Below are 26,801 nucleotides of genomic sequence, written 5' to 3'. Positions count from 1 at the left end.
CAGTCCGACGAACCGAAACGGGCCGCCGGAGAATCCGACGACCCGTCACGAGAGATCGAGGCTAGGCGCCTTCGGAGGTTGCCGAAGTCCCTGGACAGCTTCGGATTTCGTTGGAAGGGCTTGGGAGTCAGAGGTCGTACTGAAGCGCCCCAGACTCAACACAGCGCCGGCCCTCACCGGTTGAGGCTGTCGCATGTCCTCAGGCGCGATCGGAAACGACGCACCGACACCCGCCACGCTCTGATGAGTCTCGCCACCGGACAGAACGGAGGCCGCGGCCTCTGCGGAGGGTGGAGTCCGGGCGCAGTGCATCACTCAGGCTGCCGGTGGATGTTCAACTGTGCGTGCACGCAGTCGTCTCGGCGGTTCCCTCTTGCATCTCCGAGATTTACTTGCAGACTGACGAGGTGTCAACTAACCTCTTCGAGGCAGGGGTTGACGAGCCGAGAGTTGGACGCAATGACGCGAGATCGGGTGGTGCTGCATGAACGCGAGTGCAGAGTGCGGGACTACTACGCTTCGGAACTGGCCCAGCACCGTCCAGGCGAGCTGCTTATCGCGCGGGAGAACAGTTACGACGGCACGGCCGTGCGCGCGGACATGCGCACGATCGATCGGAGCAACATCACTCGCCTGTGGGAGTTCAAGATCAGTGCGAGTTACGAGGCGCTTGGACAGATCCTGGTCTATGTGGCCATGGCGCGCCGGGCTGAGGAAGCCGCCGGCAGCGACTGCTTAATCCGTGGCGTCATCGCAGCGTTCGATTTTCAACCCGAGATCGTCTACACCGTTGAAAGGTTGAACCTTTCGATCGAGCTAGTCGCTCTGCCGCCCGTCCTCGCCCACGCAGGCGGCATCCCGACCTATGCAGAACCCACATCGCTTCCCGAGATTCCCCGCCAGTCCGGGCTGCTCGCCTCGACGGGGGCCGAGCCCCACCAGCAGGAGACGCCATGAGTACGCCGTTCATCATTCAGCAGAAGCTGATCAACACCGACGACATCCCCGAGGATGAGAGGTACCGGGGCCTGCGCATCCTGCGTGTCAGCTCTGACGAGGAGGCACGAGCCAACTTCGAGCAGCATCGCTACCGCTTCCAGCATGAGAGTGAGAAGCGGCATGCTATCCGCGGCACTCTGTGCCTAAAAGGTGCGGAGGACGGATACCGCATCTGCGTCACAGTCCATCCCAGCCTGCGGCAGTTTACGGACCTCGTAAGGTATAACCCTTCCGATCCGCCACGCGCTGTCGACTACGAGGCCAACGGCATGAAGGCCGCCCACCTCAAGACGCAGAGCGACTTCAAGGGCGCGAAGGCCGCCAACCGTGGTGACTTCAGTCGGTACATCTTGGAGGCCGTCCGCGGTGAGCGGGTCGCATACCTGCCTACCGTCACCGGATGGCAGTCGGTCGAGGAGTTCGAGGAGGACCCTCAGCCCATTTTCGTCGCATTCGATGAAGCGAACCCGGCTGCCCTCTACGGCGAGATCTACCTGCCCAAACGACCCATCATGCAGGCCGACGGACAGACCCAGACCGCAGCCCTCTTCGAGGCAGCGCAGAATCGTCTCGCTCTCCAGAACGGTGCACTTGACACCTTCTTCGTGACCCTTGAGGTCGAACTAAAGGTTGACGTCGACGCGGCGGCCCAGAGTTTCGCAGATCGCAATGGACGCGGCACGAAGAAGAACACCAACCTGGTGGCGACCTTCGACACCTCGTCCGCCCTGGCCAAGCTGCGCAACCAGGCAGTCAAGGGCACCATCTTCGAGAACCGCGTCGCCGATGGCCGCAGTACGGGAGCCACGCTCACCGCGGTGCAAAATATCGTCGACGCATCGACGCTCGAACAGATGCTGCTCAACGTGATCTCCCACGGCAACCGCAAGCGCGAGCACATCAAGCACCACCACATCGAGGCGGTGCTGCCGTACTGCCGCGAGTTCCTGCAAACGTTGGAAGGTCAATTCGGCGGCGCCTGGAGCGACACCAAGCAGGCCGACACCTACCGACGGCTGTACGTCCATGGATGGGCGTTCGCCCTCAAGGCCCTCGCATTGGCCTACAACCAGGTGCGGCGCGACAAACTCGGGCCGATCATGGACGCGATGCAGAAGGAGACTGCAACTGGAGACGACACGACTGAGCAGTTGGTGAAGAGGTTCACCGAGATCATCGCGGAACAGTCGGTGCCTACTCCGGCGGTGTCCTTTGACGAGTTCAAGCAGCGTCTGGCTGCCATCGACTGGCGGCGTGACCGCCGGCACTGGATTCGGATCACAGGCTGTCTGCAGGAGAAAAATGGCACCAAGAAGACGGTGAAGCTCAAGAGCACTGGGGAGACCGTCGTCGCAGCGGCAGCCTCGAACACCCCGGCGCACATCAGCCAGGTCGAGAACAAGATCCTGTCCGACACCTGGACCGACCTCACTAGTGGCGAATCCGAGCCCACCAACTAGACACCCACGCCCCGGTCGACGCTGATCTAGTAGCCGTCGACCCTTAGCCCGCAGCCTTGCTGTACCTGAGGGCCACCGCCGCGGATCCCGCCTTGGATCGGCTGGTGAAACCCCCAGGGACAGCCTCACGCCCCTGGGGTCGCGGAGGACCCCGCAGTCCGGCGGAGATGGGCCGACTCACAGATGGGCCCTCAGTTGCAGATTTTTCGCAACTGAGGGCCCATCTGCTGTCGGGCGTCAGCATCCCCGCGTGATGAGACCATCTCGACTTAGGGGTCCTTGCAGAAAGATCTTGTTGTGGCACGGTGGAGATCTATGTGGTCCCGTGCTGTGTGGGGGTGACCATGACACGGCGGAAGCCGTGGGAGGTCAGCGACGAGTTGTGGGCGGTGATCGAGCCGCTGCTGCCGAAGCATGAGCGGCGGTTTCGGTACCCGGGGCGCAAGCGGATCGATGACCGCAAGACGCTGCAGGGTGTGCTGTTCGTCCTGTACACCGGTATCCAATGGGAGTACCTACCGCAGGAGTTGGGCTTCGGCTCTGGTTCTACCTGCTGGTGGCGGCTGACCGAATGGCAGGAGGCCGGGGTGTGGGAGGAACTCCAGCGCGTGCTGCTGGACCGGCTTCGAGCGGCGGACCGCCTGGACTTCTCTCGCGTCACCGTCGATGCCTCGCACGTGCCGGCCAAGCGGGGGCGAAGCAGCCCAAAAGTCGGCCCGAGTCCGGTTGACCGTGCGCGGCCGGGCTCGAAGCATCACGTGCTGACCGACGGGCACGGCACCCCGCTGCGGGTGTCGCTGACCGGCGGACACCGTAACGACGTCACCCAGCTGCTGCCGCTGGTCGACGGCGTACCGCCGGTGCGTGGCAAACGGGGCCGGCCCCGGCGCAAGCCCCGGGCGTTGTACGCCGACCGCGGCTACGACCACGACAGCTACCGCCGCCGTCTGCGCGAGCGCGGCATCGTCCCGATGATCGCCCGGCGCGGTGAACCGCACGGCTCGGGCCTGGGTCGGGTGCGATGGGTTGCCGAGTCCGCCATCGCCTGCCTCCACGGCCCGCGCCGCCTACGGACCCGCTGGGAAACCCGAGACGACATGCACGAGGCCCTCCTACAGATCGCCCACTGCATGACCCTCGCCCGCAAGATCCCAGCTATTTGAAAGGACCCCTTAGCCTCGCGCTTTCATGAGCGCGCTCGTCCACGCCTTGATCAAATAAGTGGAGAGTGCTGCTGACCTGCAACGATGGGACTTGTCGAGGGTCCTGTCAGCTGCAAGGAAAGAAGCACTCTCCAGGTGAAGAAGCGTAGCGGGTCGTACCCACGTGTCCGTGTCGAGGGCGGTGGCCGCGGGGTGGTCTCACAGTCCGGGTCGGTGCTGTTGGTCGAGACGGTCCGCAAGTCCGGCCTGGACACCGCGATATCGGCGGCACTCACGCCTGGCGCAAGCCGCGAGCGGTGCACGACCCGGGCAAGATCCTGCTGGATGTGGCCATGGCCGTCGCACTCGGCGGCGACTGCCTGGCCGACGTCGGCATGGTGCGGGCCGAGCCGGCTGTGTTCGGCCCGGTGGCCTCCGATCCGACGGTCTCCCGTCTCATCGACGTGCTCGCCGCGTCCGGCCCCAAGACCCCCTCGGCGATCCGGAGTGCACGTTCCGAGGTGCGCGAGCGAGTCTGGGAGCTGGCCGGTGAGAGCAGTCCGGCCGCCAACGGCCAGGTGATCGTGGACATCGACGGCGTGCTGGTGCTCGCACACTCCGAGAAGCAGGACGCCACCCCGACCTGGAAGAAGACCTTCGGCCATCAGTGCGCCATGAGGCGCTCGTGCGCCGTGAGGCGCGGTGAATCGAAGGAGGTGCAAGACCTCCTCGCCAGGCTGTCGCAGCAGCCTGGTGGGAGCTGAGCGCAGTCCGACCCGGGAGACGCCGGGAAGGGCGGGAAGCAGCGCTGACAAAGCCGGGACTGCTCGGAACTACCAGACGGGCCGGGTCCGGCGAGCGAGATCAGAGGGCATACGAGAGGAACCAGTGGTAAAGCTCCGTAAGCGTGGCACCGGCTCAAATCTGGTGGATATGGGCCGGGTTGCAGTGCACAGTCCGTTAACTGAACGGACTGACTCCGTAGCCGACTTGGCGTGTCGGTGGGGAGGCCACGGTGAAAGCCTGCGGCGTAACCGTGGCGATGCTGCCGGGGCAAAGCTGGATGCCGGACTGATCGATCGATTCACCGTGAACACGGGAACCGTCCCGCGTTGTTCCCCTGGCCCGGAATCCATTCGGGCCGGTGGGATAGATACGTCGTCTGTTGAAGGCGCGGGACGGGGCGGAGGCCCCGTAGTAGTCCGAGCGGACGAGAGGTTCGCGCATGGCGAAGGGGGCCAGCAAGTCGGCAGTATGGATGCTGGAATGCCGGGAGGCCGTTGGTGAATACCGACGAACTGGAATACGTCTTACTCAAGGCGGAACGCCGGGTACTGGAAATCCAGACCAAGCTGCACCGTTGGGCCAGTGATGACCCTCATCGCAGGTTCGATGATCTGTACAACCTCGCTGCGGACCCGGGCTTCCTGCTGGTGGCCTGGGACCGGGTGCGGAACAACAAGGGCGCGCGCACGGCGGGAGTGGACGGCGAGACCGCCTACTACATTGAGTCCGTGCGTGGGCTGGAAGGGTTCCTCTCGGAACTACGGGAAGATCTCAAAGCCCGCACCTTCCGGCCCCTCCCGGCCCGGCGGCGCGCGATCCCCAAGGCTGGCGGCAAGGTCCGCTACCTGGGAATCGCGACCATCCGTGACCGAGTTGCCCAGGCGTCCTTGAAACTGGTGTTGGAGCCAATTTTCGAGGCGGATTTCCTCCCGTGTTCCTACGGGTTCCGCCCGAATCGCCGGGCTCATGACGCAGTGGCTGAGGTGCACCATTTCGCATCCCGCTCGTATGAGTGGGTTGTTGAGGGTGACATCAAAGCCTGCTTCGACGAAATTTCGCACTCGGCTCTCATGGACCGGGTGCGGGAACGTGTCGGAGACAAACGCGTCCTGGATCTGGTGAAGGCGTTCCTGAAGGCGGGTATCCTCGACGAGGACGGCACGCTGGTGGATACCAACGCGGGGACTCCGCAAGGGTCGATTCTCTCCCCGTTGCTGAGCAATGTGGCTCTCTCGGCCCTGGACGAGCATATCGCCCAAGGTCCGGGCGGCCCCGGAGCCAGCCCGTATGGAAGGGCAAAGCGGCGCCGTCAAGGTCTGCCGAACTACCGCCTCGTGCGGTACGCGGACGACTGGTGCCTGCTCGTTTCTGGCACCGAAGCGCATGCCGAAGCCCTGCGGGAAGAACTCGCCGGGGTCCTCTCCGGGATGGGCCTGCGCCTGTCCCCGGAGAAGACTCTGATCACCCATATCGACGAGGGCCTCGTCTTCCTCGGCTGGTGCATCCAGCGCCACCGGAAACGAGGCACCGGCAAACGGTACGTCTACGTCTATCCGGCCAAGAAAGCCCTGGCGGCCGTCATGGCCAAGGTGAAGACGATCTGCCGGCGGAGCATGAACCTGTCGCTCGAAGACCTGCTGCGTCAGCTCAACCGGATGCTGCGGGGCTGGACCGCGTACTTCAAGTACGGATGCTCGAACGCGACTTTCAGCTATCTGAGGGCCTACCTCTGGAAGGAGATCATCAGATGGCAGGAGCGCAAGCACAAGCGCGTGCCTTGGAAGGTACTGCGCCGACGCTACGGCATCTGGCCCGCCGAGGGCGGGATGGAACTGTTCGATCCGGCAAGAGTGAGCGCCAAGCGCTACTACTACCGGGGAACACGCATCCCGACACCATGGCCGAGCACGGCATGAAGTGAACACCGACTCACGGGACTTGTGGAGAGCCCGGTGCGCTTAGCGGTGCACGCCGGGTTCGGGAGGCGACCCGGAGAAACGGGCTGGTCGAGAGGCCAGTACCGCGCTCCGGGTCGACCTCACTGGCGTATCCCCGGCTGAGCCGGGAGGGACTTGGAAGGAGGTTCCTGGGCCTGATGACTTACCCGATCCGGAAACGGTGACGGGACAAGAGCATGTCAGGAAACTGGTGGCCGTGCCGAGACGCTGCGGGCGGTGCGTCAGGTGGCCCGCGTGACATGGCGAAAGCTGGATTGCCTGAACCCCAATCCCCAGCGGAGGCAACGAAGACTCCACCGGCAAGGCGTCTGAGGCCGGTGTCGTCGTCTGCGGCGGCTTGATGGTGTGGCTGCTGCACCTTCCGGACGGCGACGCGACGTCCAGTCAGGATGTTCAAGGGGATGAGTAGGGCGCCTACCTCACGCTGTTACGTACGTCGGAGACGAACATGGGATCGCCTACCGGATGAGAGTCCCAAGGCGACGGAGTGCCCGTAGTAGTCGGTGCGCCATGAGGTGCGCTGGTGTATCGCCCGCGCAGCGGGCAGGGACGAGAGGAGTTGTCTCTGGATCTGATGGCTGACCCGGCCTCGAAAGGGTAGCCGGGGAAAATAGCATGCCAGGAAACCGGCAGTTCACGCCCAGGCGTACGGGGTGGCGTGCCGGGGGATCCGCACGATATGGCGAAAGCTGGATTGCCTGAATCCTAGTCTCCAGAAGGTGAAATATGGCACCTGCCGGAAAGACGCCTGAAACCGGTACCGGCCCCTGCGGTGGGTTAGCGACTTGCCCGCTGCAATCCTCTGGGGCGCAGGAGCGATGTCCTGTCAGGGCATTTAAGGAGACGAACAGGACGCCTACGTCGTGCTCGATACGTACAGCAGTCGTGAACATGGGATCGCCTAAGAGACGCGAGTCTTATGGCGACGGAGTGCCCGCAGTAGTCGTCGGGGTAACGTCCGGCCAATCTGGTGACCGCTAATGACGGTCCACAGGGCGAAGGGGCACAGGCGATGAACGGTTAAGAGCCATGAGGGATGCGCAATGCAGGAAGCCGAAGTGGTATTGAACGTTCTCCGCGAGCGTGGCAGGAAGGGCCTGCCGCTTACGCAGCTTTACCGGCAGATGTTTAACAAGGAGTTGTACCTGCTGGCGTACGGGAACATCTACTCCAACCAGGGGGCGATGACGCCTGGGGCCAGCGAAGAAACCGCAGACGGTATGTCCGAGGACAAGATCGAACAGATCATTGGGCTGATGCGGCAGGAGCGGTATCGGTTCTCACCCGCCCGCCGCGTTTACATTCCGAAAAAGAACGGGAAGTTCCGCCCTCTCGGGCTTCCGTCATGGTCTGACAAGCTAGTGGGGGAAGTGGTCCGCCTACTTTTAGAGGCGTACTACGATCCGGGGTTCTCCGATCGCTCACACGGATTCCGGAAAGGACGAGGGTGTCACACCGCACTGCGGGAGATAAACAACACCTGGACCGGAACCGCATGGTTTGTCGAGGGCGATATCTCTGACTGCTTCGGCAGTTTCAACCATGAGATCCTTCTCGGGATACTGGCAGAGAAAATCCATGACCAGCGGCTTCTTCGGCTTATTCGCCACATGCTGCAAGCCGGGTATCTGGAAGACTGGGAATACAGTGACACGCTCAGCGGCGTTCCGCAAGGCGGAGTGGTATCCCCAATCCTCAGCAACATCTACCTGCACAAGCTCGACGAATTCGTCGAGCGGGAACTGATTCCGCAGTACACACGAGGCGCGCTCCGAACCGCCAATCCCGCCTACAGACTGGTAGACAGTCACCTCAGGAGGGCACGGCGGCGCGGGGACCGGGCAGAGGCCCGGCGCCTGGAACACCAGATGCGCTCGCTCCCGTCAACCGACCCGATGGACCCTGGCTACCGCCGCCTCAAGTATGTGAGGTACGCGGACGATCACTTGCTGGGATTCACCGGGCCGAAGGCCGAAGCCGAAGAGATCAAGGCCAGGATTGCGACGTTCCTCCGGGAGACCCTCGGAATGGAACTCAACACAACCAAGACCTTGATTACGCATGCCCGCAGCCAGCGGGCGCGGTTCCTCGGTTATGACATCACCGTCCAGCACTCCAGCACGAAAATCACCAGGAGCCGGAGATCGGTGAATGGGAAGATTGCGCTGCGGGTGCCGTCGGACGCGGTCAAGGCCCAGTGCGCCCGCTACCGGAAACACGGCAAGCCGTGGCACCGGTCTCGGCTCCAGAATCTGCACGACTACGACATCGTACGGATCTACGGAGCCGAATACAGGGGCGTCGTGAACTACTACCTGCTCGCCCAGGACGTCTGGCGGTTGCGCACACTGCGCTGGCACGCCGAGACATCGATGCTGAAAACGCTAGCTGCCAAGCACAGGTCCACCGTCACCAAGATGGCCGCCCGCCACCAGGCGAAGGTCATCACCGGCGACGGCCTCAGGACCTGCTTCGAGGCCAAGCGAAAGCGAAAGGGCAAGCCGGACCTGGTAGCACGATTCGGCGGAATCATCCTGCGGCAAGACCGGCGAGCGGTCATCACCGACCCGGCCCCGGTCCCGGCCCGTGTCCCACGCAAAGAATTGCTTATGCGGCTCCGGACACGGAAATGCGAGCTTTGCGAGGCCGGCACCACGGTAGCAGTGCACCAGGTTGCCGGCCTCAAAGAACTCGAACGGCCAGAAATGGACCGGCCTGCGTGGGCCGAACTCATGGCCAGAATGCGGCGCAAGACGCTCGTAGTCTGCGCGCCGTGCCATGACTGGATCCACGCGAACCCGGTCACGCACGCGGCATAAATCGCTGGAGAGCCCGGTGCCCGGAAACGGGCCCGCCGGGTTCGGTGGGAGGCCGAGCGGAAAAGGACCAGCTCACAAGCTGGCACCTCGCCGCTCGGCCGACCCTACCAGGGGTCACGGCCTGCCGGGGAGGACGGTAACGCCGTCCGCAGGGCGAAGGGGCACAGGTGATCGGACATCCCGGTCTGGGAGGTATGCGAAATGCAGAGCGCCGAAACGGTGCTGGGTGTCCTGCGTGAACGCGGCAGGCGCGGCCTGCCGTGCGAGGAGCTGTATCGACAACTGTTCAACCCGCAGCTGTATCTACTGGCCTACGGGCGTCTGTACTCCAACCAGGGAGCGATGACGCCCGGGGTGACCGGGGAAACCGTGGACGGCATGTCACTGGACAAGATCGGACGCGTCATCGACGCGTTGCGCCACGAGCGCTTCCGATGGAGTCCCGCACGACGGGTCTACATCCCGAAGAAGAACGGCAAACGCCGCCCGCTGGGCCTGCCTTCGTGGTCGGACAAGCTGGTGGCGGAGGTGGTACGCCTGTTGTTGGAGGCGTACTACGAGCCGGCATTCAGCGACGCCTCCCACGGTTTCCGCCCAGGCCGGGGCTGCCACACCGCGCTCCGCAAGATCGCGGACACCTGGCAGGGCACGACCTGGTTCATCGAAGGGGACATCGCCGACTGCTTCGGCAGCCTCGACCACGACGTCATGATGGCGACGCTGGCGGCGAAGATCCACGACGGCCGGTTCCTCCGGCTCGTCCGACACATGCTGAGCGCCGGGTACTTGGAGGACTGGATCCATCACGCGACCCTCAGCGGCTCGCCGCAGGGTGGGGTGGCGTCCCCGATCCTGTCGAACATCTACCTGGACAGGTTGGACTCCTTCATCGAGAACGTCCTCATCCCGGAATACACCCGAGGACACTCCCGGCGGCCCAGCCGGGAGTACCACAGGACGTACTACGCAATTGCGCAGGGCCCGCGAACGCGGCGACGACGCCACGTTCCGGAAACTGCGCCAGCGGCTGCGGTCGCTGCCCAGCTCGGATCCACAGGACCCGGGCTATCGCAGACTCCGCTATGTCCGCTACGCCGACGACACCCTGCTCGGGTTCATCGGCCCCCGGGCCGAAGCCGAGGAGATCAAGAAGCGGCTGGCGCGGTTCCTGCACGAGGACCTCAAGCTCGAACTGTCGCCGGACAAGACCCTGATCACCCACGCCCGCTCCCAGGCGGCACGGTTCCTCGGCTACGAGATCACCGTCCAGCACAGCAGCACGAAGGTCACGAACGGACGGAGATCCGTCAACGGCGTGATCCGACTCCGCGTGCCGATCGCGGTGATCAACGCCAACTGCTCCCGCTACCTCAAACGCGGCAAACCCGCACACCGCTCCGACCTGTTCAGTGCCCCGGACCGGGACATCATCAGGATCTACGGAGCCGAGTACCGGGGCATCGTCCAGTACTACCTGCTCGCCAGCGATGTCTTCCGCCTGTCCCGGCTCCGCTGGGTCATGGAGACATCGCTGCTCAAGACACTCGCCGGAAAGCACCGCACCAGGGTTGCGGCCATGGCCCGCAAGTACCGGTCCAAGGTCGACACCCCGGTCGGGCCCCGAAGGTGCCTCCAGGTCACCACCGAGCGTCCCGGCAGGAAAGCGCTGGTCGTACGGTTCGGCGGTATTCCGCTGCGACGACAGCGAACCGCCCTGATCGTGGACAAGACCACGGCCAGAGCGGCCCCCCGGCGCAAAGAGCTCATCTCCCGGCTCCTCGCCGGGCGCTGCGAGATCTGCGGCGCAACGGACGGCATCACCGTCCACCACGTCCACAGCCTCACGGACCTGTCGACCCGCAGGCAGCCACACCCGGCATGGATGACGGTAATGCTCAGGAAACGGCGCAAGTCCCTCGTGACCTGCCAGCCCTGTCACGCCACCATCCACACCGACCGCTGACGGAACCACGAAGATCACTGGAGAGCCGCCTGCGGTGAAAGCCGCACGGGCGGTTCGGGCCGGGGGCCACCGGAAAAGGACCCGCGCTCCGCGCGGGCACCTCGCCGGTGGCCTACCGGTACCCCGCTCGTCGCGTTCGTCGACCATGGCCAGGCCGGGTCCGGGGAGCCGGTGGCCGCCCTGCTGCGGCCCGGCAACGCGGGATCCAACACCGCCGCCGACCACATCGAAACCGCCCAACTCGCCCTGGCTCAACTGCCGAAACGGCTGCGGCGGGGACGGCAGACACTGATCCGCACCGACTCCGGCGGCGGCACCCACGCCTTCCTCGACTGGCTCTCCCGGCGCGGACGATGGCTGTCGTATTCCGTCGGAATGACCATCACCGACGCCATCCACCAGGCCGTGCTGAAGATCCCGAAGAAGGCGTGGACGCCGGTCTACGACGCAGGTGGCAGCGAGCGGCCCGGCGCCTGGGTCGCAGAGATCACCGACATGCCCGACCTGAGCACCTGGCCCAAGGGAATGCGGCTGATCGTCCGCAAGGAACGCCCGCACCCCGGCGCCCAGCTGCGCTTCACCGACATCGACGGCAACCGGCTCACCTGCTTCGCCACCAACACCAAAGGCGGCCAGCTCGCCGACCTCGAACTGCGCCACCGCCGACGGGCCCGCTGCGAGGACCGCATCCGAAACGCCCGCGCCACCGGCCTGCGCAACCTGCCCCTGCACAACACCGCCCAGAACCAGATCTGGCTGGAGATCATCTCCCTCGCGCTCGCCCTCCTCGCCTGGATGCCGATGCTCGCACCGCCCGGCGAGGCCCGCCGCTGGGAACCCAAGAAACTCCGCCTGCGCCTGTTCTCCGCCGCCGCTCAGCTCGTGAACACCGGCCGCCGCCACTGGCTCCGCTTCACCACCCGATGGCCCTGGACCGACGTCATCACCCACGCGATCGACCGGCTCCACACCCCTCCCGAACCCCGGCTGACCAGCCACTTCAACCGTCCCGACAACCCGCACCATCACACCGGCGAAGTGGAACCCGGCGCCCACCCGACACGACAGCCGGGCCCTCAACCTGCCCCAACCCTGAAAAGACCCCACCACACAGACACAGAATCCCCGTCAGCAAGTGACGGGGACTCATGAACGATCAAGGTTAGAAGGCGCCTGCTCTATCCACTGAGCTACGGGGATGACCTGCGAAAACGCGGCTTCCTAGCGGTGTCCCCCGGGGTGCGGGGGACGCATGGGGGAATCGTAAATCCCTGGTGGTTGGGGGAAGCAAGCGCTCCCCAGTTAGACCGAACGTAGGGTCTCACACTTTCTTCACGGCTCCGAAGCCCCTCGCGGAAACAATTCTGCTCCCGCCCGGCGTTGGTGCTCTCCGAGCCGAGGAGGGGAAGGTGTCGGGCCTGAAGCTGTTCCACACGACGAAAGGCGGCGTGACCGAGGTCATGCCGCGTCTGGCCGAGGAAGAGGCCGATGTGCAGGACCTCATCGAGGCGCACATGGAGACCATGCTCGGGGTGCGGTTCCTGGCGAGCGAGTACAGCACCGGTCCCGTCCACGGCGGGCGCATCGATTCGCTGGGTATCGACGAGAACAACGCGCCCGCGGTCGTGGAATACAAGCGCGGTACCGACGCAGGCGTGATCCATCAGGGCCTCTTCTACATGGCGTGGCTGATGGACCACAAGGACGCGTTCCGGCACCTGGTCCGCGACCGGCTCGGGGCTGCGGTCGCGTCCCAGGTGCTGTGGAGCGCGCCGAGGCTGATCTGCGTGGCCGGCGACTTCACTCGCTACGACGTTCATGCCGTGCGCGAGCACCGCCGCTCGATCGACCTGGTCCGTTACCGATTCTTCGGCAACGAGCACATCGGCCTTGAGACGGTCGCCTCCGTCACCGGCCAGACCGCCGTCTCCAGGGCCGCCCGGCGTCGCCGCGGGGCGGAGACGCCGCGCGGCCGTCGGGAGGACAGGGCGATGACGGAGCTGGCCGCCGCGGTCGACGAGGTGCTGCTCGGGCTCGGTGACGACATCACCAAGGTCGAGAACAGGACCTACCGGGCGTACCAGCGGCTGCGGAACTTCGCCTGCGTCTGCCCGCCGCAGAAGACCAAGCTGCTCGTCTACCTCAAGGCCGACCCCAAGGAGGTCGACCTCGCCCCCAGCTTCACCCGGGACGTGACGGGGCTCGGACACCACGGAACCGGCGATCTGGAGGTGCAGTTGCGCACGGACCGGGACCTGGAACGCGCCCAGGACCTGTTCCGCCTCAGCTACGCCGCGGCGTAGTGGCTTCTCGTCCTGGCGGACGGCCGGGCGGGTTATGCGGTTGTGGGACTTCGTCGTGGCGCTGCCTTTCGATGTAGTGGTCAGGGAGTGGCGGTGGATTACTTAAGGGTGCGGTGGATCCCCGGTTTCGCTAACCGGGGATCTGCTGCTATGTAGGGGGTGCTTAGCCATGACCGATGGGACGTCTCGGTCAGTCTGATACTTGTGCGCCCTGTGCTGCCTGCCTCTCGCTCGGCAGCGAATTCGTCGAGGAGCTGCAACAGGACCTTGATCGCGTGCTGCTCGCCTCGGGTGACGGCGCCAGTAGATGTCGTGGCCGCCGTCACCCGACCAGGGTCCGGTCCATGGCCTCGTGGATGCGAGTCCGTTCGTCCTGGTGCTGCTGGCTCATCGCAGTGCCTCGGCAGTCTGGGCGGCTGCGTCGCTGGCGGACGCAGACGACGAGGCGGTGGGCCTGCGCCAAGCCCACGAACACCACTTGCCGGAGACCGGCTTCGCCGCACTGCGCTACGCCCGCGCGAACGACCCGACCTTCCCAGTCCCAGCGGGCAAGCGTGGCGCTGAACTCCTCTACCAGGTCGTCGACCTCAAGCGGTGGGCCCGCAACGGGCGTCGCGCCGCCGTCGGCACCACCGACCTGTCCTGACCTGGACAGACGCTCGATTGTCAGTGGGGCCTGGGACGATAGAAGTGTGGGCGAAGGTGCCCTACAGGGACCGCAGTTGACGATGGAGACAACACGCACCATGAGGCTGGTACTGAACGAGGAATGGGTCGTTGGCGAGCCCATCGGGAACGGCGGCTTCGGCACCGTGTATGAGGCCGAGAACGCCGCCGGAGAGCGGGCGGCGGTGAAGCTCGTGCACAAGCAGCCTGGCGCCGAGCGCGAGATGCTGTTCACCGACTTGGGCGGCGTCCGCAATATCGTGCCGATCATCGACAGCGGTGAGCACGAAGACCAGTGGGTGCTGGTGATGCCCCGTGCTGAGAAGTCTCTGCGCGCCCATCTTGAGCAGAACGGAGCGCTGTCCTTGAGCGAGTCCGTCTCTGTGCTGTCCGACCTGGCCGAAACTCTGGTCGACCTCGACGACCGGATCGTTCACCGCGACCTCAAGCCGGAGAACGTCCTGCTGCTCAACGGACGCTGGTGTCTGGCCGACTTCGGAATAGCGCGCTACGCCGAGGCGACCACCGCCCAGCAGACCTACAAGTTCGCTGGCACGTTTGCCTACATGGCCCCCGAACGTTGGAAGGGTGGCCGGGCCACGAGCGCGAGTGACATCTACGCCTTGGGTGTCCTCGCGTACGAGCTTCTGGAAGGCGCCACGCCCTTCACCGGACCGCACGAGCATGACTTCTACGAGCAGCACCTGCACGGAACCCCGCCGCCCCTCACCACCGCTCCCGCCCTCCTGGCGGCGCTGATCACCGAATGCCTCTTCCGAGCCCCGCAGGGCCGCCCCGCGGCCGGCAACGTGTTGGAGAGGCTGCGCCGCCTCCCCGCCGCCGCCCTGTCAGGCGGACTGGCCGCCCTGGCCGAGGCCAACCGGGCCGAGGCCGCGCGCCGCGCCGAAACCGATCGTCAGGCGTCAGCGGAAGCCACCGAAGCCGAACGCCGACGGGACCTTCTGGAAGCCGCCCGCACGTCGCTCAACTTCATCTCCGACCAACTCCTGACGACGATCACGAACATTGTCTCCACGGCGGACGTCCGCAAGGGGAAAGACGGAGGCTGGACCGTCCGACTATCCGATGCTCAGCTGACCTTCACCAGCTCGAAGGAAACTGATCCCGGCGCCTGGGACACGGATACGAGGGCGCCGTTCGATGTGATCGCCTACGCCGCCGTGCAACTAAAGATCCCTCAGAACCGACAGGGCTACGAGGGACGCAGCCACTCCCTCTGGTACTCCGACGCTCAGACAGCGGAGCGGTACCAGTGGTTCGAGACCGCCTTCATGGCAAGCCCGCTGCGTGGTATGTCATCCCTAATGGACCCCTTCGCGCTCAACCCTCACCACGAGGCTCGTGGGGCGGTCAGCCCTGGCATGGCTATGAACCAGGTGGCCTGGCCCTTCATCCCGCTCACGGTCGGGGACCTGGACGAGTTCATCGACAGGTGGACCGATTGGTTTGCCAAAGCCGCCACCGGACAGCTTGGCCACCCGAGCCGAATGCCCGAGCGCGACCCGGAAGGAACCTGGAGGAAGTAACCGATAGGGGCGGCGCTGTCGCGCCGCCCCTATCGGGCACCGTCAAGAAGTACCTGGACTCGGATACGTGTTGGGGAGAGGACGCGAACGCCCGCCAGTTACCGTCCCGTCGGCGCCCCTGGGCCATGGAGGACCGTGCGCCTGCACTGCTGCAGAGTCCACCGGAGGACGCAATGCGCGGGTCGCGAAGTCGGGCAGCGTCGTCGATTGGGGCGAAAACTTGGGACTTTGGAGGGTGACGTGACTTCTGGACGCAGGGCGGGCGCAAGCGACGCGGTGACGTCGATTATGGGCGAGCTGTCCCGTCCGGCTGATACATGGGGTTTTGTCCCTTGTGGCGTCCGACCTGCGGAAACGGTGACGAGGGGAGTCTTCCGCCCCCTATTATCCGTTGCGCGCTACATCTTTAGTGTGTCGTCGCATCTCCTCTTCGAGATCAGCGGATTATCAAGGGTTCAACAACCCATAGAGCATGTGATCAAATGGCGAAGGATATGCGGCTATAGCACCTGGGGGGTGCGCCTTGGGGAGGGGCTAGCCGCACAGCAGGTGGGGGCAAGATCATGAAGAACGGTCACGCGAGTGGCTTCAGACGTGGTGCTTTTGTCCGAGTGTCGGGCGGCCTGGGGATCGGCAAGATTGGGGAGGTAGAGGGGGGGCGCGTCCGCGTCGACTACTTCGAGTCGCCGGTCGCGACGGTCGCGGACTCGCAGTGGGTTGCGGATCAACTGGTACAGCGGGTGCTCCTGGAGCGCGAGGAGCGCATCTGGTGGAAGAGCCGCAGCGGGGCGTGGAACGCGGGGCGGGTGGTTCATGCCAGTGAGCGTGAGTACATCGTGCGGTTCCCCAATGCGGACTACGACCTCCCGGTCCCCGTGGACGATCTCTACGTCCGCTGGGATCGTCCGGTGCAGAATCCCGTGGCCAATCTCGCCGTGCGGGGAGGTAGCACGGCTCCCTTCCGGGACGCCCGTCTGCCGATGCTGCGCAGCCTGGTGCGGCAGCGTGGCGCCTGCGCAGGCATGGCGACGTTTTTGTCCTCTTCGGTGGAGATTTACCCGCATCAAGTAGAGGCTGCGTTGACGGTGTTGTCTGATCCCGTCCAGCGTTATCTTCTGGCCGACGAGGTGGGTCTGGGCAAGACGGTCGAGGCGGGATATGTGATCCGGCAGGTCCTGCTGGATGATCCTTCTGCGCGGGTGGTGGTCGTCTCTCCCGCGGCGCTGCGCCGGCAGTGGCTGCGGGAACTTCAGGAGAAGTTTCACGTCGGAGACTTCCCGATGGAGCGACTGGTCGTCACCTCGCATGAGACTCCGCACAAGTGGCAGGCTTACGAGGGGTGTGCGCTCGTGGTTGTGGATGAGGCGCACGCTTTGGTGCAGTCGGGCCCGCAGCAGTCGCCCTATCGGGAACTGTGTGCGCTGGCGCACTCTGCGGAGCGGTTGCTTCTGCTGTCCGCGACGCCCGTCACCTCGCACTATCTGACCAATCTGGGCCTGCTGCACCTGCTGGATCCGGAGCTGTACCGGTGGGATCGGCAATCAGAGTTCGAGCAGCGCTATGCGATGCGCTCGGCCCTGGCCGACAGTGTCCAATCGCTCGATCCGGATTTGAACTACGTGATCCGCGACAGCCTCGAGGACATCGCCAAACTGCTCCCGGACACCGACACCCGTTTCCACCAACTTGCTCAGGATGTCCTGGCGTTGCTGGACGATGAGGACGAGTTGGTTGATGACGCACTGCAGGGCGAGTTCAGCTACCGGGTCGCGCAGGTGCGTGCTCATCTCAGCGAGTCCTACCGCATTCACCGGCGTGTGATCCGGCACCGCCGCGAGGCGGTGCTGCGGGAGAGCCCCGACCCGGACACGGTGGGGTTGGCGTATGCGGTGCGGGGGCGGATGCAGCCCACGCTCATACCCGCTCCCCCCGGCGCCGGCGAAGCGGGGGAAGAGTTGGTCCTGCGCTGGTGGAGTCAACTGCGCGACCATATGGACAACGAGGAAACCACCGACAAGCGCAGCGGCGCCTACGGCATGGTCCTCGCGGTCCTTGTGGCTCGGGCGACGGTGTGGCCGGGGGATGTCGTGGACGTGCTGCGGTGGCGTGTGGACGAGGACCATGCTGCCGCCAAGCGGGCCGGTTTGAGCGCGCCGGAGGTGGCTCTGCTGGCCGCGGCGCCGGTGGTGGCCGAGGAGCGCAGCCTGCTCAGCGGCGTGGAGGAACAGGACCACTCTCCTGCTCGGCAGGACCTGCGGGTACTCGTGGATGCTCTGCTGCCGCACCTGCGTGGGCTAACGAAGTCGGTCATCTTCTGCGGACCGGGGCAGTTGGCCGGTCACCTGGCCGAGTATCTGCGCAGCCGCTTCGGCCGTCTGACGGTGGCCGAGCACACTCATCGCCAGGGGCCAGGCAATGCTGCGGATGCGCTGACAGCGTGGTCTGGTGCCACGGGACAGGCGGTGCTCGTTGCGGACGACTCCGCCGAGGACGGCTTGAACCTGCAGGTGGCCGACGGAGTGTTCCACCTGCGGCTGCCCTGGTCCGCGAACCAACTGGAGCAGCGGATGGGCCGAGTCGACCGTTACCCCGGTGCGCAGGAGGCAGGAGCGGACGTGCCCGCAGCGCAGTTCCGTCTGGCCGACGAGAACGGCAGCGATGCCTCCTTTACTGAGGCGTGGGCGACGTTGCTGACCGAGGGCTACCAGGTCTTTGACGCCTCCACCTCGACTTTGCAGGATGCCATTGCCCAGTCCCTAGACGGGGTGTGGGCACAGGCCTTTGCCGCCGGCCCCGAAGGGCTGCTGGCGCAGCGGGAAAAGGTGCGGGGACGACTGCGTGAGGAGCAGCAGGAGATCGCCAAGATGGACCTCTTGGAGTCCATCCACACCGCGGGCCAGGGTCTGCGCAGCGTGCCGGCGTCCTTGATCGATGCGGAAACGGACTGGACGCACATGCAGTCGGCGCTTCTGGGCTACACCGCCGCGGACGGAGGAGGGATCAAACTGCCGCACGTGACGCGCTCGGTGGATGGCGCGCCAGCGGTGCAGTTCAGCGTGCGGACAGCGCACCCCCTGCTGGCGCCTCGGCACTGGCAGCGGGTACAACAACGGATCAGCGATGACGCGTTGGCGCTGGGCTTGTTCAACCGTTCATCGGCGCTGCGGCGCCCTGGCACACGGCTGTTCCGGCTGGGCAGCCCGCTGGTGGACCTGCTCAGTGAAGCAGTCCTCAACGATGACCTGGGCCAAAGCGCGGTCTTTCGCCGGATCGATCCACAGATGCCTCGCGGTGAGGAGCCCCAGCCGTACTACGGCTTTGACTTTCTCGTTGAAGCCGACGTCTCGGACGCTCTGTCGTGTGTGGAAGACAGCCCGGATGCGGCGCGTGCCCTGCGTCGGCAGGCGGACCGCATCCTGGCTCCGTTCGTGCGTCGGGTGTGGGTGCAAGGGGGCACTAACCGGGCGGTAACCCACCCGGCGCAGTGCGACTGGCTGAATCGCCCCTACGACAAGAGCAAGGGTGATCGCAACTACAACAGCGCACGCGCTGATGAGTACTTTGCCTTGTTTGGCGGGCAGGAGGCTGCCGGCTCCTTTGCCCGCGAGGCTGCGGAGGCCGCCCTGGGCTTCTTGCACCAGCACACGAATCTGGCGGCCACCTGCGAAGAAGCCCAGCTGCAGGCCCTGGAAGTAGCAGCCGTTCTCAACGCCCAGTGCGGTGCGCGGCGCGCCGCAGGACACCTGGTGGGAGACACCGAAGGCCTGGTCACCGACGCGGCCATTTTGCAGGCCCTGGCCAATGGTCTGTCCCGTCCGGTGATCCGCATCGTCGCCGCGGTGTGTGTCGTGCGTCGCGGCTTGGAGCATGTGCAGAAATGAGCAAAGACGAATGGGGGCAGGCACGGCACCTGTTTGCCGCGTGGCCGACCGTCACCCCGGATCCTACGCAGGAAGGAACGGTGCGCCGGTTGGGCGACGCACTGGCCGGACTGCACAGTGGCGACAGCGGATGGCGCGACGTCGTCACGCTGACGCATCAGATTCTGTTGCGGGCACAAGTCCTGGGCAACACCGATCGACTGCCGGTCCCGCTGCGCGCCGGGCTGCCGACGCTCGAGCAGTGGCGGGCGGGCGGATGTGACGCGCTCTTCGACCGCGAGCGCGTTCTGTTGCGGGGCGTGATGTGGGCGCCGGCCGAGGAATCCGCTGCAGCACGGGAAGCAGGGCTTGACCAGGTCCGCCACGCGGTTTTGGGCACCGACTCCCCGATGCGGCGCGCGTTGGACCACACGCCAGCCGACCCCTTCTGGACCCATGTCTGGGATTACCACCACTACCTGTCGCGGGGCCAGCAGCAGGCCGCTCGTTCGCTCGCCATGATGCCGCCGGGGGAAACCGCAATCGTGTGCCTTCCCACCGGGCACGGCAAGACACCGGTCGCTCTGGCAGCGTGCATGCTGGCCGGCGCCCACGGCGGCGTGTCGGTGCTCGTGGTCCCCACGGTGGTGTTGGCCATCGACATGGAACGCAGAATCCGCAGCCTGCTGGGCCGCAACGATCCCAGCGCTTCCCACCGCCGCTATGCCTATGTCGGCTCGCTCGATGCTGCCACCAAACAAGAAATGCGCGACAGCATCGTCTCCGGACGCCAAGGTCTGGTGGTGGCCTCTCCCGAAGCCGTGACCATGGGGCTGCAGGCAGCATTGCTGGAGGCCGCCAAAGCAGGACATTTCAACTACCTCGTCCTGGACGAGGCTCACCTGGTCGAGCAGTGGGGCAACGACTTCCGCACGGCTTTCCAATCCCTGGCCGCACAGCGCCGCTCCTGGATGACGGCGGCTCTGCCGGGTCGGGCGCCACGGACCGTCGCCATGAGCGCCACTCTCACGCAGCAGCAGGTGCGCACCCTGGAAAATCTCTTTGCCCGCCCGCGGCGGGCAAAGATGGTGTGGGCCTCGGAGTTGCGGCAGGAACCGGCCTACTTCCTCGATTCGTACTCCTCCGAGGAGGACCGTACCGAGGCCGTGCTGGAAGCTGTCACCCGTCTGCCCAAGCCTCTGGCGCTGTATGTGGCGCGGCGTGAGGACGCCAAGCTGTGGCTGCAGCGACTGCCTGAGGCCGGGTTGCGCCGTGTGGCCACCGTGCATGGTGATTCGACCGAAGAGGAGCGGCGGGCTGCTTTGTCCGGGTGGGCGGGCCGCAGCGATGACACGCTTGTCTCGACACGGTTCGACGTCATTGTGGGCACCTCTGCCTTCGGGCTTGGAGTCGACCTTGGTGATGTGCGCACGGTGATCCATGCCTGCCTGCCGGAAACGGTGGATCGCTACTACCAAGAAGTCGGGCGCGGCGGCCGTGACGGCAGCCCCTCTTTGGCCTACCTCGCCACCTGCCCCGCAGACCGCCAGATAGCGCATAGCCTCAACCGCCAAAAGCTCATCTCTGCCCCCACCGCCTGGGAGCGCTGGTATGAGGGCATGTTCCTGCAGCGCCCCCACACAGACGGCACCTTGTATCGGCTGAACCTGACGGACCGACCTGCGCGGTTGGCCGAGGGATACAAACGCCACCGCAGTTGGAACGAGCAGATCCTCAACTTCATGGTCCGTGCCGGGCTGATCGAGATCTCCCCGCCCCAAGCGCCACAACGCGCACACGGCGAGGATGACCAAGCGTGGGAGCAGCGGCTGACCGCGTTCTACGAACAGGCATCCGACCTGGTCGATGTCGACCTCAAGGACGGGCAGACGAATAATCCCGAGTACTTCGCTGCCGCCATCAACCGTGTGCGCGTAGACATCAAGGTGGCCCAGGACCGTGCCCTTAAGCGGATGGAGCAACTGCTGTTGCGTGAGCGGTGCCTGGCCGATGACCTGACGGAGTACTACACCGTCAACGGCTTCTACACGATGCCGGCGTGCCGCGGGTGTCCTGCCTGCCGACGGCACGGTCTGCCGCCCAGCGGCCCTGGGACTCTGTATCGCACCCCTTTGTCCCCGGATCCGGACATCGCCGAATGGCCACGCGACAACGCTCCGCTCACCCCTCTGCACCCCTACAGCCCCAGTCTGTGCCTGTACTGGCGCAGCGGCGAAGAACGCCGCACGGAACTGATGCCCTTGTTGATACGCCTGGCACGGGCCGGGGTGTCCTACTTCGGCGGTCCCGGTCTTGACGCCACCCAGGCATCCCAGATCCAGGAGGAGGCACGCTCGACTGCTGTGGTGTTCGACTACGACGGCAGTCTTGTGCACGAGGTTCACGGACTCATGGTGTGGGTGGAGAAGGGAGACGCATCCGTCGTGGATGCTGACGTGTGGTCGCGCATGTCGGATGGCGAGCCTGTATATCTGCTGCATCCGGAGAAGGCGGAAGATCCTGAGAGGCCCGGCCTGCTCCTCCTCGACACCCATGCGGCCACGCTTCCCCTTCAGCATGCGAGAAAAGGGCTCTAACTATGCAGTTGCTGAACGTCCCCACCCCATCCCCGGGAATCGTTTGGGCCGTGGTGCGTTTCATGGCGGCGGAAGGAAAATCCACGCCAAAAAAGACAATCACCACGTACCTGGAGCCCGGGGAACTGGAGGCAAAAAACTCTGGCCCTGTGCATCACTCCTTGAGCACACTCAAGGATCTGGGCCTGGCGGTCCGGTCTGAAGACGACAACTGGTCGCTCTCCGGCGGACTGGAAAAGATCGGCGTGGATGACTATGCGGGATTCCAAAGGGTGACCCGCGCAGCCGTTCTGGGCGCCGATGGGGAGGTACCGGATCCACCCGACGACATTCGTCGCGCCCTTGCATGGATCCTGACGAGAGACCCCTTCAAAGAGTCCTTCAACTGGGCGACCATCGATCAGCTGTACAACCGCTCGGCACCCGATGGCCAACTGGTGCTGGCGAATGACACCCGGTGGCCCTCGTTGGCTGCTTGGGGCACCGCGCTGGGCATGCTTGCGCCTGCACCTCACACGGCCAGTCGGCACGTGCCCGATTGCACGCGTGCCGTGCATCAGGTTCTCACCGACGGGTTGGAGCGTGGCCGCTCCACCGATTCCATGACCGTCTTGCAGTTGCTGCGCAGCCAACTGCCGGTGCTGGCCGGTGGCGCACTGGCCGTGTCGCTGGGTTATGCACTTGATGCTCCGAAGGTCGCAGGTGCCGCCCTGTCCTTTGCCCTGATGCGCGGCGAGCACGAAGGTTGGCTGCTCCTGGGCCAGGACTCGGACGCCTCCGTGGTCATCAACCTCCACGACCCGGAGCGGTCTTCTGCCCGTATTTGTTCATCCATCACCCTGCTGGAGGGCGACGATGCCTAAGCTGCGCGACTACGTCTGCTGGGACATCGAGCGGGTCGTCTCGACGATCCAGACCGAGGCGGTGGTGGCCTCTTCTGCCGTGTTCTTGGCAACGCACACTCCCCTCCAGATCCAGCGTGCCGAGATCGACGGTAGGTCGTTCAACAACACCGGCCAGGTGGTCAACGAGAAGGACGTCCTTAAGGATTTCCTGGGACGTAAGACTGCGACGGGGACCGTGCTCCTGCCGATCGTCGGCGAATCCGGATCCGGGAAGTCACATCTGGTCCGCTGGGTACGGGAGAACCTCCCGGCTTCGGACAAACGCAAGGTGATCTACCTCGAGAAGTCCAAGACCAGTCTGCGACACGTGATCGAGTCGCTGCTGGAAGGCATCGACGACGAGGAGATCTCGAAGATTCGCGCGGATGTGCGCGGTTCTACCAGCAGCATGGATGCCTCCGCGTTGGCCCTGCGGCTCATCAATGAGTTGATGCTCGCGCTTGCGGGGACCACTTCTGCCGGGCTGCGTGGTCGACAGCGGCAGCTCGCTGGCCCGAAAGGCTTGGCGCTGATCCTGCAAGACCCGGTCCTACAGGATCAGATGCTGGAGGAGGGAAAGTTCGTTCCACGCTTCGCTGAGCATATGCTCAGCGACCGTGGTTCGGATTCCGAGCGCCCTCCCCGCTTCAGCGTTGACGACCTTCCACTCAGCGTCGCCTCGTCCATGGACGGAGTTGCCGCGCCCACCAGGGTCATGCTGAGACTGCTGCTGTCGAAGCCGGAGATGCGCGACGCAGCTGTGGACCTGCTCAACGAGTACTGGGAGAAATCGGTCCAGGCCACCTCTTCCCTTGGCGGCGGACGTGTCCTGGATGCGATGAAGAAGGTGCGTGAAATTTACGCACAGCAGGGCAAGGAGATCGTCCTGCTGGTCGAGGACTTCGCTTTGATTCAAGGGGTCCAGGGCGATCTACTCGATGCGATCACGGAGACGTCGCAGCGCGATGGCCGCACCGTGCTCGCCCCGATGCGCACGCTCATGGCCATCACTAGCGGTTACTTCCACGACCTACCGGAGACGGTCGGCACCCGCATAGAGGCCTCCACAGGCGGCCACGTCTATAACCTGGACCTCGTCCTGAACGACCGCGACAGCATTGAAGCTATCGCTTCCTTCGCCGGCCGTTACCTCAACGCAGCCCGGGTGGGACGCAAGGAGTTGGAGGCACACGCCGGGGAGTCGGTGCCCAACCGGTGCGAGGGGTGCTCAGTCCAGACCGCGTGTCACGACGCGTTCGGCAAGTCAACCGAAGGCTACGGCCTGTATCCGTTCAACCGCCCTGCTCTGCGGCGGACCGTGCACGCGGTCGCTCCGGCCGAGCAACCGCACGCCTTTGTGCCGCGGAGGGTTCTCAGCCGGGCCCTGATTCCCGTCCTGACCGAGGGCTACGACAGCATCCAAGAGGGTTCGTTCCCCGACGAACAGTTCCGCAGCCGCTTCAAGAGCAACCGGGACGCGGACGACCTTCCCCTCGCCAGCCGGGTGCGGGAACAGATCGAGGATCTCGATCAGGCCGACGGCGCACGCCGTGAAAAGCTCCTGGAGTTCTGGGCCGACAGCCCCACCGAACTCGTCAATCTCGAGCCCGGTATCGCTGCTGCCTTCTCTCTGCCGGACCTTTCCCTCGACTCCGATCGCGTAAAGCCAGTCGCACAGACTCCCCGAGCGACGTCCGTGAAGCCCCCCGTGGCCGACCCGGCCGTCGACGGTCACTCGCTTTTGCCACGGAGCCTGCAGAAGCGTTTGGATCTCGTGGAGAGTTGGAGCACTGGTGATGCCGGCCTGCCGACGGCGGAAGCCTCCAGCGTACGTTCGGTGGTCTCGCGGGCTGCCTTCTACCGTCAGGACTGGCTGCACCCGCCGGTGAAGCCGCTCGGTGTGAATGACGCTGACAAGGCCGGCTGGACCAACAAGGCGAACACAGTCTCCATCGAGCAGGCCGCGGCTGAAGCGCTGGCTCGAGGTGACTCGCCTGTCATTTTCAAGCGCACCCCCGCCAACGCTGAGTTCTTCAAAAGCCTGATTCTGCTGAGCGTTGAGTCCGCAGTTGGGGTGCGGCCTCAGGACGTCGTGCGCCTGTCCAGCATGGCTGACCGCTATGCTCGCGTCTTGCGTGAACGCGTCACTGAGCAGTCCCAAGTCGGCGATGATGACCTGGTAGCGGGTCTACGTGTGTCGCTTATGGGTGCAGCGCTCGCCGGCCACGCACACCCCGGTATGCCGCTGTCACAGTTGTATGCTGCTGCCTTCAATCCCGGCCAGTCCTGGCCGCGCTCCGATATCTCTTCTCGTACACCCTTGTGGCAGACGAGCCTGGCCAGTCATCTTGCCAAGCGAGGCGCTTTGGTCGACAAGCTGCGCGGAGCACTCGGTGTGGGACAGGGAACGGGCGCAGTGCAGGTCATCGACGCGGCCCGGGCATTGCCCCTGCTGCGTCGTGCCGCCGAACGGTGGGAGACGGACGACATCGAGTTGCCCAGGTGGGCGCAGGATGCTGCACAGCCGCTGGCAGGGTGGCGCATGCTGGTGCCTGCTCAGCATGCGCAGTTGGTTTCTCTCCTGCAGGAGATACGGCAGTGGTTCCCGCGAGGAGAGCGCTCGGCTGATCTGCTGAGCCAGATCGACGCCTCACTGCGGGTAGCGGCTGAGTTGGGGCTGGAAGGCGGCAGCCAGGTTCCGGCGATTCGCCAACTCATGGCGGAGATGCAGGAAGCTGACTGGGCCAGTTTGACGGTGCTGGAAAGAGACCTGGCCAAGCTCACCCCAGACCTTGAGGGGCCTGCCAGGTTGGCCGCTGCGCTGCAGGGCGTCGTCCCGCTGAGGGACCCACACCTGGCCGGCATGCATCAACTGCTGCAGGCGGCAGATGCATTCCTCAGCGATGCATTGCAGGCCGCCGAAGCGCGCGGGCAGACAGCCGCCAGCACAGCCAGTCAGCAAATGGAAGCGTTGATGGACGCCTGGCAGCAGATCGCCCGGGTCGCCCAAGTGGCTTCGGAGGACGAGGCATGAGCACATCGGTTCTGGACAAGGCACGCGAACTGCAGAATCAGGCGCGGCACATCGCCGAGGCGCAGAAGGACGCTGCCCAGCAGGAGCGAGTGGTGCGGCGCATCGACGAAGTGCGCAACGCGCTGGAGAAGGCCACCGGGCAGGTGGGGATTGCTGCGCTGCTTACAGAGCGCACAGGGCAGTCGGTGGACCTGGCGCCTTTGGTCAGCGCGTATGAGCGTTTTGAGAACAAATCGCGTGGTGGTCTTCCGGCAGACCGGGTGTTCACGGAAGCCCAAAGAGCGCTCGAGGCGTGCGCTAAGGAGTTCGCCTCCGCGATCCGGGAGACCTGGGTGGAGTGGGCGCGGGCGTGTGTGGGCGGCGTCTCGTCAGTGCGTTTTGCGGCCCTGGCTCCGGCGGAGCGCCGTGAGGCGGAGACGCTGCTGCGGGAGATGCGCACGCATGCTGAGAAGAGGACCGTCGATGGCACTGTGATCCGTTCCTTTTGCACCGCTTACGCGGATGTGGTGCGTCTTTTGGAGCATGCGCCCAGCGATGTGCCGACGGAACTTGCTCAGTTGATTGAGCGGATCGACGCAGGTGGGTTGACGCTGCGTGATCTGAGCGCGGATGACATTGCGTTGCTGCGTGAATACGATCAGGACGTTTGGATCTCTGTCACCCGGAAGGCGGACTGACGGTCAGTGGCTTCGCAGACGGTTCCCAGTCGCGCTCTGCTTGGACGTGCGCTGACGGTACTTGAAAACCTAGAGTTGCCGTTGCTGTCCTGGGGGGTGACGGAGG

13 protein-coding genes and 3 pseudogenes are annotated in these 26,801 nt (G+C 65.0%); all 16 read left to right on the top strand.

The annotated features are described in order from the left end of the window. Positions 1-474: 474 nt before the first annotated feature. The 16 genes and pseudogenes from ACFYR0_RS15000 to ACFYR0_RS14925 all read left to right on the top strand — a co-directional run bounded on the left by ACFYR0_RS15000 (position 475) and on the right by ACFYR0_RS14925 (position 26,695). The gene (locus ACFYR0_RS15000) at positions 475-957 is read left to right on the top strand and encodes a hypothetical protein (protein ID WP_389326788.1); all 483 of its coding nucleotides are present in this window, start codon (positions 475-477) and stop codon (positions 955-957) included. Continuing rightward, on the top strand, positions 954-2,459 hold the full coding sequence (locus ACFYR0_RS14995; protein ID WP_389326785.1) for a DNA sulfur modification protein DndB: 1,506 nt from the start codon (positions 954-956) through the stop codon (positions 2,457-2,459). The genes ACFYR0_RS15000 and ACFYR0_RS14995 overlap by 4 nt, the downstream gene beginning before the upstream one ends. 344 nt (positions 2,460-2,803) lie before the next feature. Then, on the top strand, positions 2,804-3,622 hold the full coding sequence (locus tag ACFYR0_RS14990) for an IS5 family transposase (protein WP_389326782.1): 819 nt from the start codon (positions 2,804-2,806) through the stop codon (positions 3,620-3,622). 135 nt (positions 3,623-3,757) lie between these two features. Further along, a pseudogene (locus tag ACFYR0_RS14985) lies at positions 3,758-4,266 on the top strand (transposase); the annotation flags it as partial. Positions 4,267-4,884: 618 nt separating this feature from the next. Then, a complete protein-coding gene (gene ltrA / locus ACFYR0_RS14980) occupies positions 4,885-6,303 on the top strand; it encodes a group II intron reverse transcriptase/maturase (RefSeq protein ID WP_389326779.1) in 1,419 nt (472 codons plus the stop codon). 1,085 nt (positions 6,304-7,388) lie between these two features. Then, positions 7,389-9,164 carry a reverse transcriptase domain-containing protein gene (locus ACFYR0_RS14975; protein WP_389326776.1) on the top strand — a complete coding sequence of 592 codons (1,776 nt, stop codon included), beginning with the start codon at positions 7,389-7,391 and terminating at the stop codon, positions 9,162-9,164. 201 nt (positions 9,165-9,365) lie between these two features. Then, positions 9,366-11,127, top strand: a pseudogene (locus ACFYR0_RS14970) (reverse transcriptase domain-containing protein). A gap of 123 nt (positions 11,128-11,250) precedes the next feature. Next, positions 11,251-12,111, top strand: a pseudogene (locus ACFYR0_RS14965) (IS1380 family transposase); the annotation flags it as partial. 425 nt (positions 12,112-12,536) lie between these two features. After that, positions 12,537-13,430, top strand: a complete 894-nt coding sequence (locus tag ACFYR0_RS14960; RefSeq protein ID WP_389326773.1) for a DUF5655 domain-containing protein — start codon at positions 12,537-12,539, stop codon at positions 13,428-13,430. Between the two features lie 352 nt (positions 13,431-13,782). Continuing rightward, complete coding sequence (locus tag ACFYR0_RS14955; RefSeq protein WP_389326770.1) at positions 13,783-14,076, top strand: hypothetical protein; 294 nt, start codon at positions 13,783-13,785, stop codon at positions 14,074-14,076. A gap of 100 nt (positions 14,077-14,176) precedes the next feature. Further along, positions 14,177-15,643 (top strand): serine/threonine protein kinase, encoded by a 1,467-nt coding sequence (locus ACFYR0_RS14950; RefSeq protein ID WP_389326767.1) that lies wholly within the window; start codon positions 14,177-14,179, stop codon positions 15,641-15,643. Between the two features lie 563 nt (positions 15,644-16,206). After that, positions 16,207-19,524 (top strand): protein DpdE, encoded by a 3,318-nt coding sequence (gene dpdE / locus ACFYR0_RS14945; protein WP_389326763.1) that lies wholly within the window; start codon positions 16,207-16,209, stop codon positions 19,522-19,524. Continuing rightward, positions 19,521-22,100 carry a protein DpdF gene (gene dpdF, locus ACFYR0_RS14940; RefSeq protein WP_389326760.1) on the top strand — a complete coding sequence of 860 codons (2,580 nt, stop codon included), beginning with the start codon at positions 19,521-19,523 and terminating at the stop codon, positions 22,098-22,100. The genes dpdE and dpdF overlap by 4 nt, the downstream gene beginning before the upstream one ends. A 2-nt stretch (positions 22,101-22,102) precedes the next feature. Next, on the top strand, positions 22,103-22,963 hold the full coding sequence (gene dpdG, locus ACFYR0_RS14935; RefSeq protein ID WP_389326757.1) for a protein DpdG: 861 nt from the start codon (positions 22,103-22,105) through the stop codon (positions 22,961-22,963). Further along, on the top strand, positions 22,956-26,018 hold the full coding sequence (dpdH, locus tag ACFYR0_RS14930; protein WP_389326754.1) for a protein DpdH: 3,063 nt from the start codon (positions 22,956-22,958) through the stop codon (positions 26,016-26,018). Before dpdG ends, dpdH begins: the two co-directional genes overlap by 8 nt. After that, positions 26,015-26,695, top strand: a complete 681-nt coding sequence (locus tag ACFYR0_RS14925) for a hypothetical protein (RefSeq protein WP_389326751.1) — start codon at positions 26,015-26,017, stop codon at positions 26,693-26,695. The genes dpdH and ACFYR0_RS14925 overlap by 4 nt, the downstream gene beginning before the upstream one ends. Positions 26,696-26,801: the final 106 nt, after the last annotated feature.

The organism is Streptomyces sp. NPDC005017, assembly GCF_042873115.1.
Lineage (GTDB): Bacteria > Actinomycetota > Actinomycetes > Streptomycetales > Streptomycetaceae > Streptomyces.
The sequence above is the reverse complement of the archived record's forward strand: the minus strand, read 5'-3'. Positions and strand labels throughout refer to the sequence as shown.